We start from the raw sequence: 14,919 nt of genomic DNA, 5'->3' as shown, positions 1-14,919 counted from the left end.
GCCGGGGGCCGCTCGGCCCTCCGCTCGGCCCTTCGCTCAGCCCTCCGCGATCACGACGGCCGAGGCGACGCCGGCGTCGTGACTGAGCGACACGTGCCAGTGCTTCACGCCCAGTTCGGCGGCGCGGGCCGCCACCGTGCCGCGTACCCGCAGCCGGGGCTGCCCGCTCTCCTCGACGTACACCTCGGCGTCGGTCCACAGCAGGCCACGAGGGGCGCCGAGTGCCTTGGCGAGTGCCTCCTTGGCGGCGAACCGGGCGGCGAGCGAGGCGGTGCCGCGCCGCTCGCCGCCGGGCAGCAGCAGTTCCCGGTCGACGAAGAGGCGCGCCGCGAGCTGCGGCGTGCGCTCCAGCGCCGCGTCGAACCGCTGGATCTCCGCCACGTCGATCCCGACCCCGATGATCAATTTCCCACCCTCGTTGCTCGTCTCACTCCACGGTGACCGACTTCGCCAGGTTGCGCGGCTGGTCGACCTCGTTGCCGCGGGCCGTCGCCAGCTCGCAGGCGAAGACCTGCAACGGCACGGTGGCGACCAGCGGCTGAAGCAGCGTAGGCGTTGCGGGGATGCGGATGAGGTGGTCGGCGTACGGGACGACCTCGTCGTCGCCCTCCTCGGCGATGACGACGGTGCGGGCGCCGCGGGCGCGGATCTCCTGGATGTTGGACACGATCTTGCCGTGCAGGACGGAGCGTCCGGCCGGGGACGGCACCACGACGACGACGGGCAGGCCGTCCTCGATGAGGGCGATCGGGCCGTGCTTGAGCTCGCCTGCGGCGAACCCCTCGGCGTGCATGTACGCGAGTTCCTTGAGCTTGAGCGCGCCCTCCAGGGCGACGGGGTAGCCGACGTGCCGGCCGACGAAGAGGACGGTGTCGTGGCCAGCGAGGGAGCGGGCCAGTTCGCGGACGGGTTCCATGGTGGCCAGGACCCGTTCGACGGAGCCGGAGATCTCGGAGAGCTGCCGGATGACGGCGCGGATCTCGTCGCCCCACTTGGTGCCGCGCACCTGGCCCAGGTAGAGGGCGACGAGGTAGCAGGCGACGAGCTGGGTGAGGAAGGCCTTGGTGGAGGCGACGGCGACCTCGGGGCCCGCGTGGGTGTAGAGGACGGCGTCGGACTCGCGGGGGATGGTGGAGCCGTTGGTGTTGCAGATGGCGAGCACCTTGGCGCCCTGTTCGCGGGCGTGCCGCAGGGCCATCAGGGTGTCCATGGTCTCGCCGGACTGGGAGATGGCGACGACCAGGGTGTGCGGGTCCAGGATCGGGTCGCGGTAGCGGAACTCGCTGGCCAGTTCGGTCTCGCAGGGGATGCGGGTCCAGTGCTCGATGGCGTACTTGGCGATCATTCCGGCGTGGAAGGCGGTCCCGCAGGCGACGATGACCACCTTGTCGACCTCGCGGAGTTCGCCGCGCGTGATGCGCACCTCGTCCAGGTGGAGGGTGCCCTCGGGGTCGATGCGGCCGAGGAGGGTGTCGGTGACGGCCTTGGGCTGTTCGGCGATCTCCTTGAGCATGAAGGAGGCGTAGCCGCTCTTCTCGGCGGCCGAGGCGTCCCAGTCCACGTGGTACTCGCGGACCTCGGCGGGCGCGCCGTCGAAGCCGGTGACCAGGACGGTGTCCCGGCGGGCCGCCACGACCTGGTCCTGGCCGAGTTCGATCGCGGACCGGGTGTGTTCGATGAACGCGGCGACGTCGGAGGCGAGGAAGGACTCCCCGTCGCCGATGCCGACGACGAGCGGTGAGTTGCGCCGGGCGCCGACGACGGTGTCGGGCGCGTCGGCGAAGACGGCGACCAGGGTGAACGCCCCTTCGAGGCGGCGGCAGACCTGGCGCATCGCCTCGGCGGGATCGCCGCTGCGGCTGTACGCCTCGGCGAGGAGGTGGGCGACGGTCTCGGTATCGGTCTCGGAGCGCAGGTCGTGGCCGCGGTCGCGGAGTTCGGCGCGCAGGGCGGCGAAGTTCTCGATGATCCCGTTGTGGACGACGGCGACGCTGCCGGCGTTGTCGAGGTGCGGGTGGGCGTTGGTGTCGGTGGGGCCGCCGTGGGTGGCCCAGCGGGTGTGGCCGATGCCGGCGTGGCCGGCGGGGAGCGGGTGCTCGCTCAGCTCCTTCTCCAGGTTGACGAGCTTGCCTGCCTTCTTGGCGGCGGCCAGCCCGCCGTCGGCGAGGACGGCGATCCCGGCGGAGTCGTAGCCCCGGTACTCCAGCCGTTTGAGGCCGGCCACGACGACGTCCTGCGCCGACTGCCCGCCGACGTATCCCACGATTCCGCACATACCGGTCCCTTTCCGAAGATCAGCCCCTGTTCTTCGCATAGTCGCAGAAGTGCCTCTTATTTCAAGCCCAGCGCGGCGACTGCGCATCCAGCCAGGACCGGTGGCGGCCGGCCCCTCCCGCACCACCGGCCCCCTCGCCCCATGCCCACGTCAAAAGAAGGTCAACGGAAACACAGAGGAACAGGACCTTCCGAATCCGGCACGTTCTCCGCAGGCCCCGGAGAACGCCTCTGACCAGGCGCCAAAAATGCGGTTATGGGACTTCAAGATACTTCTATTTGAGCATCCCCGGCCCTCGCTGATTGAGTCTGGGAAGACGCCGGGGAGGTAAACACCCCGGAAGTCGAGAAGGTGAATTCAAGCCACAGGGGGATCACATGACCGTCACCGAGGGCATCGAAACTCTGCCCGGAAAGCTCTCCCCGAGAGCCGATTTCATGCCCGTACGCGTCGACGCGGGCCGGGCCGATATCGCGAAGCTGACCCGGCTGCTGCGCGACGGGGCCCGCCCGGCCAACGAGCAGTTCGACCAGGACGAGCACCTGGACGAGGTGATCCCCAAGCCCTGGGGCTACGAGTACCGGGCCTACGTGGACGACTTCTTCGACTTCTGGTCGCTCCACATCGACGGCGGCCACAGCACCTCGGTCCACGTCCACCCGCGCAAGCTGACGTACCTGCTGTGCCTGGGCGGCGAGGGCGTCACCAGCGGCCTCGACCGCGAGGAGATCCCGGTCACCGAGGGCACGATCCTGCGCATCGCGCCCGGCGCGTTCCACGGGACGCGCTCGACCGGCACCGAGCCGCTGGAGCTGATCGAGGTCGAGGTCCCGCGCAACAAGTTCGACCTGATCCGGCTGCACGACGACTACAACCGGGCCGGCACCGCCTACGAGAGCTCCGCCATCGAGGAGCCCCGGCACAAAATGCGGAAGGTCCACTCGCTCCCCCACGCGAAAATGCGCGCGCAGACCCCGGACCGGCGATTCCGATTCGACCTGCGAACCGGAATGGACATCTTCTACCGGCCGCAGGAGAGGGACCTTTTCTATATCCCCCTGCATATTTCCGGAGTGGTCCGCAGCGACTGCGAAATCCTGACCGGCCACCCCGACGACCGGCGCAGGCCCCAGACCGACAAGCAGTACCTCTGCATCAGCAAGAACGTCTGAACCTTCACACCCAAGGAGTTCCCATGTCCGGCAACGCAGTCATCATCACCGGCCCCGGCTTCCAGGACCACGACGTCGTCTTCACGTACTACCGCCTCATGGAGGAGGGCTGGAACGTGGACGTCGCCACCAAGAACGCCGACCCGGTCAACGGCAAGTACGGCATTCCGCTGCCGATGGACAAGACCGCCCGTCCGCTGATCGCCTTCGAGGACCTCGCGGTCGACCAGTACGACGTCGTCATACTCACCGGTGGCCACGAGGCCCCGGACCGGGTCCGCCAGGACCGCAACGTCCTCGACTTCGTCGCCGGCATGGACCGCGCGGGCAAGGTCGTCGCCGGCCTCTGCCACGGCCCCTGGATCATGGTCAGCGCCGGTGTGCTCAAGGGCCGCAAGGCGTGCGCCTACATCGGCCTGCGTGACGACGTCATCAACGCCGGCGCCGACGTGGTCGACAGCGACGTCATCGTGGACGGCAACATCATCACCTGTTCGTACTACGGCTACATGGGCGCGTTCATGCGGTCCGTGTTCGAGACCGCCGAGAAGCTCGCGGCCGAGAAGCAGGCCGTGTGATGGCCGGGCAGCCCTCCTTCCTCGCGCTCGACTTCGACGGCGTCATCTGCGACGCCCTGGAGGAATGCGCGCTGGTCACCTGGCTCGGCATCCACCCGCACGACCGCACCCTGCCCGGTCCGGAGCAACTGCGCCTCCTCCCCCGCGAGTTCGTCGAGCGGTTCCGCACCGTGCGCGACTACGCGCGGACCCTGGACCACTTCGTGATCGCCCACCTCCCCGAGGCGGCCACGCTGCGCGGCCAGGCCGACTTCGACCGGCTGTACGAGGCCCTCCCCCCGTCCTACGTACGGAAGTTCACCGACGCGGCCAACGCGGCGCGGGAGTGGTTCCGCACCCGTGAGTCCGACTTCTGGCTGGACCTGCACACGCTGTACCCGGGCGTTCCGGAGCTGCTGCGCCGGCACAGCGGGTCGGTCGTGATCGTCACCGCCAAGGACGAGGGTTCGGTGCACGCGATCCTCGGCCGGCACGGCCTCGACGACACCGTCGCGGCGGTGTACGGCGAGTGCGGCCGCAAGGCGGAGGCCATCCGGGAGATCAGCGACCGGTGGGGCGTCGCCCTGAAGGACGTCACCTTCGTCGACGACAACCTCACCAACGCGGTCCGCGTCGCCCGCACCGGCGCCGTGTCCCGGTGGGCCCAGTGGGGCTACCAGACCCCCGAGCACCGCGCGCAGGCCCAGGAGTGGGGCGTGTCCCCGCTGCACCTGGACGGTCTGGCCGGCCTCGTCCCCGCCGGGGTCTGAGCCGCCCGCACCCCCACGGTGAAGGACGGGGCCCCGCCCGCACCCGCGGGCGAGGCCCCGTCCTCGTGCGTCCGCCCCTTCCGTCCGCCCCGTCCCGCCCCTTCCGACTGGAGAGACAGCCATGTCCGCGCCTCCCTCGCCGCTCGCCGTCCGGACCGGTCGCGGACCGGCCGCCGCCCTGCCCGGCGCCCCCTTCCCCGCCCAGCTCGGTCTGCTGACCGTGCTCGCGGTGGCCGTACCGGCCCAGCTCTACCTCGCCATCCCGATGGCCGGCCCCTTCCAGGACGCCTTCGGCGTGGACGCCGGAGCCGCCGCCTGGGCCGGGAGCTGCTTCTCGCTCTGCTACGCGCTCGGCTTCCTGCTGTTCGGCCCGCTCGCCGACCGCGTGGGCCACCGCCCGGTCCTCGTCCACGGGACGGTCGCGACGGCCCTGGCCACGGCGGCCCTGTGCCTCGCCCCCGGCTACGGCTGGTTCCTGGCGCTGCGCGCGGCCCAGGGTCTGGCCGCCGCCTCCTTCGCCCCGGTGGCGCTCGCCTACGCCGCGCGCACCGCGGGCGACGCCCGGCGCCCGCTGGCCCTGTCGGTGCTGACGACCGGGCTGCTCGGCTCCGGGATCGCCGGCCAGGTGCTCGGCCAGGGCGTCGCGGGGCACGCCCCCTGGCAGGCCGTGTTCTGGCCGGCCGCGGTCCTGTACGCGGGCGCGGCCCTCGGACTGCGGGCCCTGCTGCGCCCGCCGGTGGCCGACGCCTCGGTCTCCTTCGGCTCCACGCTGACCGTGCTGCGGGCCCTGCTGCGCGACCGCCGCGCCGTCGCCGTCTTCGCCTCGGCGCTCACGGTGTTCGGGAGCTTCGTGGCCCTGTACGCGGTGCTCAACCGGCACCTCGCGGACGCCCACGGCCTGGGCGGCGGCCAGGTCCTGGCCGTGCAGGCGATCGGCGCGGCCGGCCTCCTCGTGGCGCCGGTGGCCCACCGCCTCGCGGGCGGCCGGGGCCCCGGATTCCTGGCGGTCGCCGGGTTCCTGACGGCGGCGGCCGGGCTGCTGACCGCCCAGTTGACCGGGGCCCTGGCGCTGCCGGTGCTGGGGAGCGTGGTCTTCGTCGCCGGGATCGGGCTCACCGTCCCCAGCCTGGTGGGCCTGCTGCACCGGATCGCCCCGGCCTCGGCGGGCACCGCCGTCGCCTTCAACACCTTCCTGCTGTTCGTCGGGGCGTCGGCGGGCCAGCTCGTCGCCGCGTACGCGGGCTACCGCACGACGCTGGGGATCTTCTGCGTCGCGGTCCTCCTGGCCGCCCGCGCGGTGGCCACCGCCGGCCGGCCCCGCGCGCCCCGCCCGTAACACCCGTAACACCCGTAACACCCGTACGAACTCCGCACCCACCCGCTTCCAAGGAGTCCCTTGTCATGCGCACCCGCCGTGTCCTCGTTCCGCTGCTCGCCCTGCCGCTCGCCGCTTCGGCCGTGACGGGCCTGCCCGCCCAGGCCGTCGCCCACGACGGCCACCACCACCACCACGACCGGACCGTCCTCACCCCCCTCGACCTGGCCGGCGGGCAGCAGCCGGAGAACCTCGTCGCGCTCCCCTCGGGCGGCTCCGCCGTCACCTTCGCGCTGACCGGCCAGGTGGCCGAGGTCTCGCGCACCGGCCGGGTCCGGGTCCTCGCCCAGCTCCCGGTACCGGCTGACGGCGACACACCCGTCCTGCACAGCAAGGCCTTCGCCGCCGGGATCGCCCGCGCCCACGACGGCACCCTGTACGTGGCCCTGAGCACCGGCACCGCCGAGCACACCGGCATCTGGCGCGTCCCCCGGCACGGCAGGGCGGTCCGGATCGCCGCCCTCCCCGCGACCAGCCTGCTCAACGGCGTCGCCCTGGACGAACGGCACCGGCGGCTGTACGTGGCCGACTCGACCGGCTCCGCGATCTGGACGGTCGGCCTGCGGGGCGGCGCCGCCGAACGCTGGGCGTCCGGCCCGGAGTTCGCGCCCGCCGGGTTCCTGGGCGCGAACGGGCTGCGGCTGCACGACGGCGCCGTCTGGGTCTCCAACCTGGACGCCGGCACCCTGCTGCGCGTCCCGGTCCGCCACGACGGCCGGGCCGGAACCGCGCGGCAGGTGCTCGGCGGTCTCGGCGCGGTGGACGACTTCGCGTTCACCGGCCGGGGCGACGAGGTGTACGTCACCGACATCAAGGCCGACACCCTGACGCGGATCACGCCCGGCAGGTGGCGCACCACCCGCACCACCGTGCTGAACGGCTCCGACGGCCTGTCCAGCCCGACCGCGGTGACGGTGCGCGGCCGGCGGGTCACCGTCACCAGCGCCGCGTACTTCACGGCGCACGACCCCAACGTCCTCCGCGCCACGATCGCCCGCTGAGACCATGACGGGGGAAATGGGAACGGCGCGCACACTGCCCCGGCCGGGCCGCCCCGCCGCACGGGCGGCGGGGCCCTCGGGGCTGGTCGTCTTCGGTGTCACCGGGGACCTGTCCCGCAAGAAGCTGCTGCCCGCGGTGTACGACCTGGCCCACCGCGGGCTGCTGCCGCCGGGGTTCGCCCTGGTCGGGGTCGCCCTGCCCCGGCAGGAGGGCGAGGACGTCACCGGGCTGCTGCGCGAGTCGGTCGTGCGGCACGCCCGCACCCCGTTCCGGGAGGAGGTGTGGGAGCGGCTCGCGCGGTCGATGACGTTCGTCCAGGGGGATCTCACGGACGACGACGTGTTCGAGCTGCTGGCCAAGGAGACCGGCGAACTGCGCGGGGCCGCGGGCAACTTCGCCTTCTACCTCTCCGTACCGCCGAAGCTGTTCGGGACCGTCGTACGGCAGCTGGGGAAGCACGGGCTGGCCCGGCCGCCTGCGGGGTCCTGGCGGCGGGCGGTCATCGAGAAGCCGTTCGGCCACGACCTGGCGTCGGCGCGCGCGCTGGACGCCGTCGTGCACGAGGCGTTCGCCCCGGAGCAGGTCTTCCGCATCGACCACTACCTGGGCAAGGAGACGGTCCAGAACATCCTGGCGCTGCGCTTCGCCAACACGATGTTCGAGCCGATCTGGAACCGCGGTTACGTCGACCACGTGCAGATCACGATGGCCGAGGACATCGGCATCGGCGGCCGGGCCGGCTACTACGACGGCATCGGTGCCGCCCGCGACGTCGTCCAGAACCATCTCCTCCAGCTCCTGGCGCTCACCGCGATGGAGGAGCCGGCCGCCTTCGAGCCCGCGGCGCTGACCGCGGAGAAGCTGAAGGTGCTCAGGGCCGTACGGCTGCCCGCCGATCTGTCCGCCGCGACCGTGCGCGGCCAGTACACGGCGGGCCGGCCGGGCGGTGAGCCGGTCCCCGGCTACCGGGAGGAGACCGGGGTCGCCCCGGACTCGCGGACCGACACCTACGCGGCGCTCCGGCTCGAAGTGGCGACGCGGCGCTGGGCGGGGGTGCCGTTCTATCTGCGGGCCGGCAAGCGGCTGGGCCGGCGCGTCACCGAGGTCGCCGTCGTCTTCCGGCGCGCCCCGCACTCCCCGTTCGCGCCCGCGGCCACGGCCGGGCTCGGGCAGAACGCGATCGTGGTGCACGTCCAGCCCGAGGAGGGCGTGACGGTCCGCTTCGGCTCCAAGGCCCCCGGTCCGGCGATGGACATCCGCGAGGTGTCGATGGACTTCGCGTACGGGGACTCGTTCACCGAGTCCAGCCCGCAGGCGTACGAACGGCTCATCCTCGACGTGCTGCTCGGGGACGCCGGTCTCTTCCCGTGTTCCGCCGAGGTCGAGCGGTGCTGGGAGATCCTCGACCCGGTGGAGCGGCACTGGGCGGGGCGGGGCGCGCCCGTCCCGTACGCGGCGGGCAGCTGGGGGCCCGCCGAGGCGGACGCGCTGCTGGCGCGCGACGGCAGAAGCTGGCGCAGGCCGTGAGCCGCGCCGCCGCGCCCCCTTCCGCGCCCTTCCCCATCCCTTCCTTCGACGATTCCGTACGCCTGGAGGCGACATGAAGCACACCACCGGCAGGACGGCGCTGTTCGTCCTCACCAGTCACGGCGAACTCGGCACGACGGGCCGGCCGACCGGCTTCCATCTGGGCGAGACGTTCGAGCCCTGGGAGATCCTGCGGGAAGCGGGCCACCGGGTGGAGTTCGTCTCGGTGGCCGGCGGCATGCCGCCCATGATCGGCCACGATCCGGCCGACGCGGACCACGCGGCCTTCCTGTCCCATCCGGAGGGCGGCACGCTCATCAAGGCGGCGCCGCGCCCGGAGGAGGTGGACCCCGGCCGGTACGACGCCGTGTACTTCGTCGGCGGCCACGGCACCATGTGGGACTTCCGGGGCCACCCGGCGCTGGCGGAGATCGCCCGCACGACGCACGAGCGGGGCGGCGTGCTGGCCGCCCTGTGCCACGGCCCGGCGGCCCTGGTGGACCTGCGGCTGAGCGACGGACGCCATCTGGTCGACGGGCACCGGGTCACCTCGTTCTCCGACGAGGGCGAGGCCGCGCGCGGGCTGGACACCGTGGTGCCGTTCTCCCTGCAGAGCGCGCTGGAGGAGCGGGGCGCCGTCTACAGCTGCGCGCCGGACCGGGAGGCGCACGTGGTGGTCAGCGGGCGCCTGGTGACCGGCCAGAACCCGGCGTCGGCGCGCGGACTCGGCGAGGCGGTCGCCGCGCTCCTGGCGGCCTGAGCGCGCGGGGGCGGCACCGCCGGGCCTCCCGGTGGTGCCGCCCGCCGTCCCGTGTGCCCACCGGACGGCGGACCGTACGGCTACCGGCCGCGTTCCGCCGTCCGGCCGCCGCTCAGGCCGACGGCGACCAGGGCCGCGGTGACCAGGACGACCGCCGCGTCGATCGCCAGCACGGTGTGGACGCCCGCCAGCCGGTCCGAGGTCGTGGTCGCGACGACGCCGAGCAGCGGGATGCCCACGGTGATGCCGACCTGCTGGGTGGAGGTCACCAGGCCGGTCGCGAGCCCCTGTTCCTCGTCGGGCACGCCGGAGGTCACCGTCAGCCCGTAGGCGACGATCGCGCCGAGGTTGCACACACAGGCCAGCGCGAGGCAGAGGGCCGCCGGCCACACGCTCCAGCTCTCGGTGCCGACGACCAGCAGCCCCGCCACCGAGAGGCCCTGCACGACGAGGGACACGACCAGGGTCCAGCGGGCCCCCAGCAGGCCGAGGACCTTCGGCACGAAGGCGCCCGAGACCGCGGCGGCCGTGCCCTGGAACCCGAAAACCAGACCCGTCTGGAACGCGGAGAGCTCCAGCACCTCCTGGAAGTACAGGGTCATGGCGAAGACGACGGTGCTCATCATCGCGAAGGTGACCAGGCCGCCCAGGTTGCCCCAGGCCACCGTGCGGCGCCTGAGCATCGGCAGCGAGATCAGCGGCTCGGCGGTCCGGGACTCGACCACCGCGAACACCGCCAGGAGCACCACGCCCGCGATCAGCGCCACGATCACGTCGGCGCCGCCGAAGCCCCGGTCGGCCGCCGTCGACAGGGCGTAGATCAGGGCGAGCAGTCCACCGGTGACGGTGACGGCGCCCGGCACGTCCAGGCGGGGTCGCTCGGGCCGCCGGGACTCGCTGAGCAGCGAGGGGGCCAGCGGCAGGACGATGACGGCGAACAGCGCGAGCAGGGCCATCGTCGAGCGCCAGCCGAGGGTGTCCGTCAGGACGCCGCCCAGCACCATGCCGACGGTGAAGCCGAGCGAGAGCAGCGTGCCGTTGATGCCCAGCGCACGGTCCCGCAGCGGGCCCTCGGGGAACGTGGTGGTGAGCAGCGACATGGCGGTCGGGACGATCGCCGCCGCGCCGACCCCCTGGAGGGCCCGGCCGGCGAGGAAGGAGGCCGGGTCCCAGGCGAAGGTGGTGAGCACCGAGGCCGCGCCGAACAGGGCGAGTCCGGCCAGGAACAGCTTCCGGCGGCCGTACAGGTCCCCCATCCGCCCGAACAGCAGCAGGAATCCGCCGGAGGGCAGGGCGAACGCGGTGACCGCCCACTGCAGTTCGGACTGGCCGAGGCCGAGGTCCGTACCGAGGTTCGGCAGGGCCACGTTCAGCACCGAGAAGTCGAGCGCGATCATGAACTGCGCGGCGCACAGCACGAAGAGGACCAGCCGGTCCCGGCGGGAGAGGGCGACCGGCGCCCCGGCGGCGGGCGCCTCGGGGAGCGGGGTGGGCCGGGGCGAGGGTTCGTCCCGGGTGAGTTCTTTGTCGAGGTGCTGGGTCATGGCTTTCCTAGGGGACGGGGTGCGTGCCCGCCGGGAGGACCCGGCGGGCACGGCTGACAGGGGGACGGGCGCCGGCGGTCAGTCCGGCGGGACGGGTCTCACCGTGCGGAACGCACCGCCCTCGAACACCAGGGGCGGCGCGTCCCGGAGGGTTCCGCAGCGCTCCACCGCGCCGATCGCGATGACGTGGTCGCCCGCCTCGACGAACCGCACGAGCCGGCAGGTGAAGTAGCCGATGGCGCCGGCCAGGACGAACCCGGCGGCGAACGGCGCGTCCGCCGGCCCGGCCGCGCGGGCGAAGCCGCCCGCGCCCATGGGCCGTTCGGAGTCGGCGAACCACCGCGCCACCGGGGCCTGTTCGGCCGCCAGCACGTTGACGACGAACGCGCCGGACTCCTCGATGAGGCCCCGGATGCGGGCGCCCTCCTTGACGGAGAACGACGCGAGGGGCGGGGCGAGCGACAGCGTGGTGAAGGAACTCACCGTCATGCCGTGCACCGATGAGCCGCTGCCGCTGGTCACCACCGTGACCCCGGCGGGCAGACAGCGGGCCGCCGCGCGCAGTTCGGACGCGGTGACCGTCGCCGGTTCCGCACCGGTGGTCCTCACGAGGCCCCTTCCGTCCGCCGGGGCAGCGGACGCGCCCCGAGCAGGACGGCCGCCAGGTGCGAGACGCCCGCGCCGAACAGGACGAGCGAGTCGTCGTCGCCCGCCCCGTCCGGGGCGTCCTTGTCCTGCGCGAGCCGGTCCGCGAGGTTGATCAGCGGGTCGCTGCCGAGGCAGTGGCCGATCCGGCCGACGTTGCCGAGCGACAGCACGTCGCCGCCGAGGCCGACCTCGGAGAGGTAGAGCCGCAGGACGTTGCGGGCGAAGTTGCTGGGCAGGACGCCGCGTACGGTGCCGAGGCCGGACGGGCAGCGGTCCGCGAGGCGCGCGAACAGCTCGCGGTGCGCCCTGATCCGGGACAGCAGCTGTTGCTGCGGCCCGCTGCCCAGGTTCAGTTCGGGCGCGGAGTGGTGGGCCATGCCCCGGACCGGGAGGCCGGGCGCGGTGGCGGACACCAGGACCGACGCGGCGGCGTCGCTGGCGATGGCCGCGCCGCCGGCCACGACGCGCTGTCCGCCGGTCGCCCGGTCGGCGAGGTCGCCGGTGACGACCAGGACGTTGCGGGCCGTTCCGTCGCGCACGTACGACGCGGCGGTGCCCACCGCGACCATGGCCGTGGCACAGTCCATGAGCCCCGCGGTGAGCACGGTCGCCCGGTCGATGCCCGTCTCGTCGAGGAGTTCGGCGACGTCCCGGTGGGCGGTGCGGTCGCGGGGCAGCGAGTCCGTCGCCAGGAGGACCATGTCGATGTCGCCGCCCGGCAGCCGGGCCTCGGCAAGCGTGCGGCCGACGGCGAGGGCCATCAGCTCGGTGATGCCGGCGTCCGACCAGCGGTAGGTGTCGAACCCGGCCGCGGGCGCGGTGAGTTCGGCCGCGATGCCGGGGTCGGCCACCAGCTCGGGCAGTCCCGTCACCGGCTCGGCGCACTCGCCGAGTTCGTACGCCGGGGCGCACAACCGTGGGGTGATCACTGATCCGCCTCCTGTGCCGCGAGGTGCGCCAGCGCCGTGAACCGCTCGGCGAGCCGGCGCACGGTGGCCTCGTCGTAGAGGGCGGTGTCGTACTCCAGCCAGCCGGTGACCCCGTCCGGGCCGGGGTAGACGGCGAGGGTCAGGTCGAAGCGCGCGGTGCCCTTGTCGAGGTCGGCGGTGGTGACCCGGGCGCCCTGGACGCGCCGCTCGTCGGCCCCGAGGTTGTCGAAGACGAAGACGGCGTCGAACAGCGGGTGCGTACCGGGGACCCGCCGACCGGCGTCGATCAGTTCGCCGGGGTACGAGGCGTGTTCGAGGCCGGCGCGGGTGGCGGTGCGTACCGCGCGGACCCGGTCGCGGTGCGAGCCGGTGCCGCCGTCCCGCAGCCGTACCGGCAGGACGTTGAGCAGATAGCCCACCACGGTGTCGGTGCCCGGCCGGTTGCGGCCGGTGGTGAAGGTGCCGAGCAGGACGTCCTCGCTGCCGCCGAACTCCGCGAGGGCGGCCCAGGCGACGGCCAGCCAGCCCGCGTAGGCGGTGGTCGCCTCCCGTTGCGCGGACGCGGCGACGGCGTCGGCGACGGGCGCGGGGAGGGTGAAGGCGATCCGTGCGCCGTCGCGCCGGGCCGGCTCGGCGCGGGGCCGGTCCGTGGGCAGCGGGGCGGGGGCGGCGGCGGTCTCGGCCGCCCAGTAGGCCGCACCGGCCCGGCCCTCGGGGCCGCGCAGCCAGTCCGCCTGGTCCCGGACGTAGGCGCTGTACGGGCGGGGCGCGGCGGCCGGGTCCGTCTTCCGGGCCAGTTCGTCGAGGAGCAGCTCGAACGACCAGGCGTCGAAGACCAGGTTGTGCACGGCGACCAGCATCCAGGCCAGGTCGGGTGCGGGGCCCTCGGCCAGGGCCACGCGCAGCAGCGGCCCGGTGGCCGGGTCGAACGGTTCCGCCGCGAGGCTTACGGCGGCGGCGTGGGCCTCGGCCTCGTCGGCGCAGCGGATGCGGGAGAGGCGGGGGGCGAGTTCCCGGTGGACGACGCGGCGTACCGTACCCGTGCCGTCGCCGGAGGTCTCGAAGGTGGTGCGCAGGGCCTCGTGGGCGGCCGCGAAGCCGCGTACCCGTGCGGCCAGGAGGTCGAGGTCGACGGGTGCGCCGGTGAACCGGACGGCCTGGCACACCACGTCGACGGGCCGGCCGTCCACCTGCTGGTGCACCTGCCACAGCCGGAGCTGTCCGGGGGCCGGTTCGCCGGTGTCGGGCCGCGCTCCCGGCAGCGCGGCGCGGAGGCGGGCGCGCTGTTCCGGGGTGAGGGCGGCGAGGCGGGTGGCGAGCGTGTCACTCATGCGTACCGCCCGCGCAGCTCGTTGAGGTGGCTGAGGCTCTCCACGACGAGGTCCTCGTCGACGCCGAAGTCGATGAGGCAGGCGATCTCGGTGACGCCCATGCCCTGGAAGCGGTCGACGACGGCTCCGCAGGAGTCCGGGGTGCCGAGGAGCGCCCCCTTCCCGAAGTACTTGTCGAAGGCGAACTCGATCAGCTGGTCCTGGTCGCTCTGTGTCATGTCCCGCACGCCGGCGCCCGGCGCGAGGTTCTTCTTCTGCGAGTCGATGACGGTGAAGAAGGAGCGCAGGTAGTCGCTGAACGGCTCGCGGACGGTCTCGCGGACCTCGTCGAGGTCGGTGCCGATGAACGTGTGCAGCATCAGCGTGACGGTGACGCCGTCCGGGTCGTGCCCGTGTTCCCGGAGGGTCTTGAAGTACAGCGCGAGCTTGTCCTCCAGCTCCTCGTTGGTCATGTCGATGAGCGCGGTCAGCACGTTGCAGCCGAGCCGGCCCGCGGTCTCGAAGGTCTCCGGGCTCTTGGTGCAGGTGAGCCAGATGGGCAGTTCGGGCTGGACGGGCTGCGGGTGCAGCTCGATCTCGACGTGGTTGCCCAGGCCGTCCTGGACGTAGACCGGCGCCCCCTCCCACAGTTCGCGCAGGGTGGTGACGGCGTCGAAGGTGCGCCGGCGCCGGTCCTCCCAGCCGGCCGGGTTGATGGCGAAGTCGACCGGGCTGAAGCCGGTGGCCAGGGCGATGCCGGCCCGGCCTCGGGAGAGGTTGTCCACCACGGACCACTCCTCGGCGACCCGGATCGGGCTGTGCAGCGGGAGGATGACGCTGCCGGCCCGGATCTGGAGGCGCTGGGTGGCCATGGCCAGGCCGGCTCCGAGCACCGAGGGGTTCGGGTAGAGGCCGCCGAACCGGTGGAAGTGCCGTTCCGGGGTCCAGATGGCGGTGAAGCCGTTCTCGTCGGCGTACTTGGCCGCGTCCAGGACGAACCGGTACTTGTTCTTCTCGTCGCCCGAGAAGAAGATCAGACTGAAGTCCACC

Annotated in this window: 14 protein-coding genes; 7 read left to right on the top strand and 7 right to left on the bottom strand. The window is 73.1% G+C overall.

Annotated features, from left to right (window positions below; all coding sequences use genetic code 11):
• Nucleotides 1-36: 36 nt before the first annotated feature.
• Nucleotides 37-405, bottom strand: a complete 369-nt coding sequence (locus tag OG710_RS18535; RefSeq protein ID WP_330240321.1) for a holo-ACP synthase — start codon at nucleotides 403-405, stop codon at nucleotides 37-39.
• Nucleotides 406-427: 22 nt separating this feature from the next.
• A complete protein-coding gene (glmS, locus tag OG710_RS18530; RefSeq protein WP_330240320.1) occupies nucleotides 428-2,275 on the bottom strand; it encodes a glutamine--fructose-6-phosphate transaminase (isomerizing) in 1,848 nt (615 codons plus the stop codon).
• Nucleotides 2,276-2,652: 377 nt separating this feature from the next.
• On the opposite strand from glmS, the gene OG710_RS18525 reads away from it, so the two are divergent.
• From OG710_RS18525 to OG710_RS18495, 7 genes are all read left to right on the top strand, one after another.
• A complete protein-coding gene (locus tag OG710_RS18525) occupies nucleotides 2,653-3,447 on the top strand; it encodes a cupin domain-containing protein (RefSeq protein WP_330240319.1) in 795 nt (264 codons plus the stop codon).
• 23 nt (nucleotides 3,448-3,470) lie between these two features.
• The gene (locus OG710_RS18520; protein ID WP_111337552.1) at nucleotides 3,471-4,025 is read left to right on the top strand and encodes a DJ-1/PfpI family protein; all 555 of its coding nucleotides are present in this window, start codon (nucleotides 3,471-3,473) and stop codon (nucleotides 4,023-4,025) included.
• Complete coding sequence (locus tag OG710_RS18515; protein ID WP_330240318.1) at nucleotides 4,025-4,774, top strand: HAD family hydrolase; 750 nt, start codon at nucleotides 4,025-4,027, stop codon at nucleotides 4,772-4,774. Before OG710_RS18520 ends, OG710_RS18515 begins: the two co-directional genes overlap by 1 nt.
• A gap of 121 nt (nucleotides 4,775-4,895) precedes the next feature.
• Entirely contained in the window at nucleotides 4,896-6,110 is a 1,215-nt protein-coding gene (locus OG710_RS18510; RefSeq protein ID WP_330240317.1) for an MFS transporter, read from the top strand.
• Between the two features lie 65 nt (nucleotides 6,111-6,175).
• Complete coding sequence (locus tag OG710_RS18505; RefSeq protein ID WP_330240316.1) at nucleotides 6,176-7,150, top strand: hypothetical protein; 975 nt, start codon at nucleotides 6,176-6,178, stop codon at nucleotides 7,148-7,150.
• Between the two features lie 4 nt (nucleotides 7,151-7,154).
• The gene (gene zwf, locus OG710_RS18500; protein WP_330240315.1) at nucleotides 7,155-8,678 is read left to right on the top strand and encodes a glucose-6-phosphate dehydrogenase; all 1,524 of its coding nucleotides are present in this window, start codon (nucleotides 7,155-7,157) and stop codon (nucleotides 8,676-8,678) included.
• A 73-nt stretch (nucleotides 8,679-8,751) separates the two neighbouring features.
• Complete coding sequence (locus tag OG710_RS18495; RefSeq protein ID WP_330240314.1) at nucleotides 8,752-9,438, top strand: type 1 glutamine amidotransferase domain-containing protein; 687 nt, start codon at nucleotides 8,752-8,754, stop codon at nucleotides 9,436-9,438.
• Between the two features lie 80 nt (nucleotides 9,439-9,518).
• Here OG710_RS18495 and OG710_RS18490 read toward each other — a convergent pair whose 3' ends face one another.
• From OG710_RS18490 to OG710_RS18470, 5 genes are all read right to left on the bottom strand, one after another.
• Nucleotides 9,519-10,982, bottom strand: a complete 1,464-nt coding sequence (locus OG710_RS18490) for an MFS transporter (RefSeq protein WP_330240313.1) — start codon at nucleotides 10,980-10,982, stop codon at nucleotides 9,519-9,521.
• Between the two features lie 78 nt (nucleotides 10,983-11,060).
• Nucleotides 11,061-11,591, bottom strand: a complete 531-nt coding sequence (locus OG710_RS18485) for a flavin reductase family protein (RefSeq protein ID WP_330240312.1) — start codon at nucleotides 11,589-11,591, stop codon at nucleotides 11,061-11,063.
• Nucleotides 11,588-12,559: an acyl carrier protein gene (locus OG710_RS18480; RefSeq protein ID WP_330240311.1), complete on the bottom strand. Its 972-nt coding sequence runs from the start codon at nucleotides 12,557-12,559 to the stop codon at nucleotides 11,588-11,590. The genes OG710_RS18485 and OG710_RS18480 overlap by 4 nt, the downstream gene beginning before the upstream one ends.
• A complete protein-coding gene (locus tag OG710_RS18475) occupies nucleotides 12,556-13,890 on the bottom strand; it encodes a condensation domain-containing protein (RefSeq protein ID WP_330240310.1) in 1,335 nt (444 codons plus the stop codon). Before OG710_RS18475 ends, OG710_RS18480 begins: the two co-directional genes overlap by 4 nt.
• A complete protein-coding gene (locus OG710_RS18470; protein ID WP_330240309.1) occupies nucleotides 13,887-14,918 on the bottom strand; it encodes a MupA/Atu3671 family FMN-dependent luciferase-like monooxygenase in 1,032 nt (343 codons plus the stop codon). The genes OG710_RS18475 and OG710_RS18470 overlap by 4 nt, the downstream gene beginning before the upstream one ends.
• Nucleotide 14,919 lies beyond the last annotated feature (1 nt).

It is taken from the genome of Streptomyces sp. NBC_00525, assembly GCF_036346595.1.
In the GTDB taxonomy this organism is placed as follows: domain Bacteria; phylum Actinomycetota; class Actinomycetes; order Streptomycetales; family Streptomycetaceae; genus Streptomyces.
Note: the sequence above shows the minus strand (reverse complement) of the source record. Positions and strands in the feature narration are given on the sequence as shown.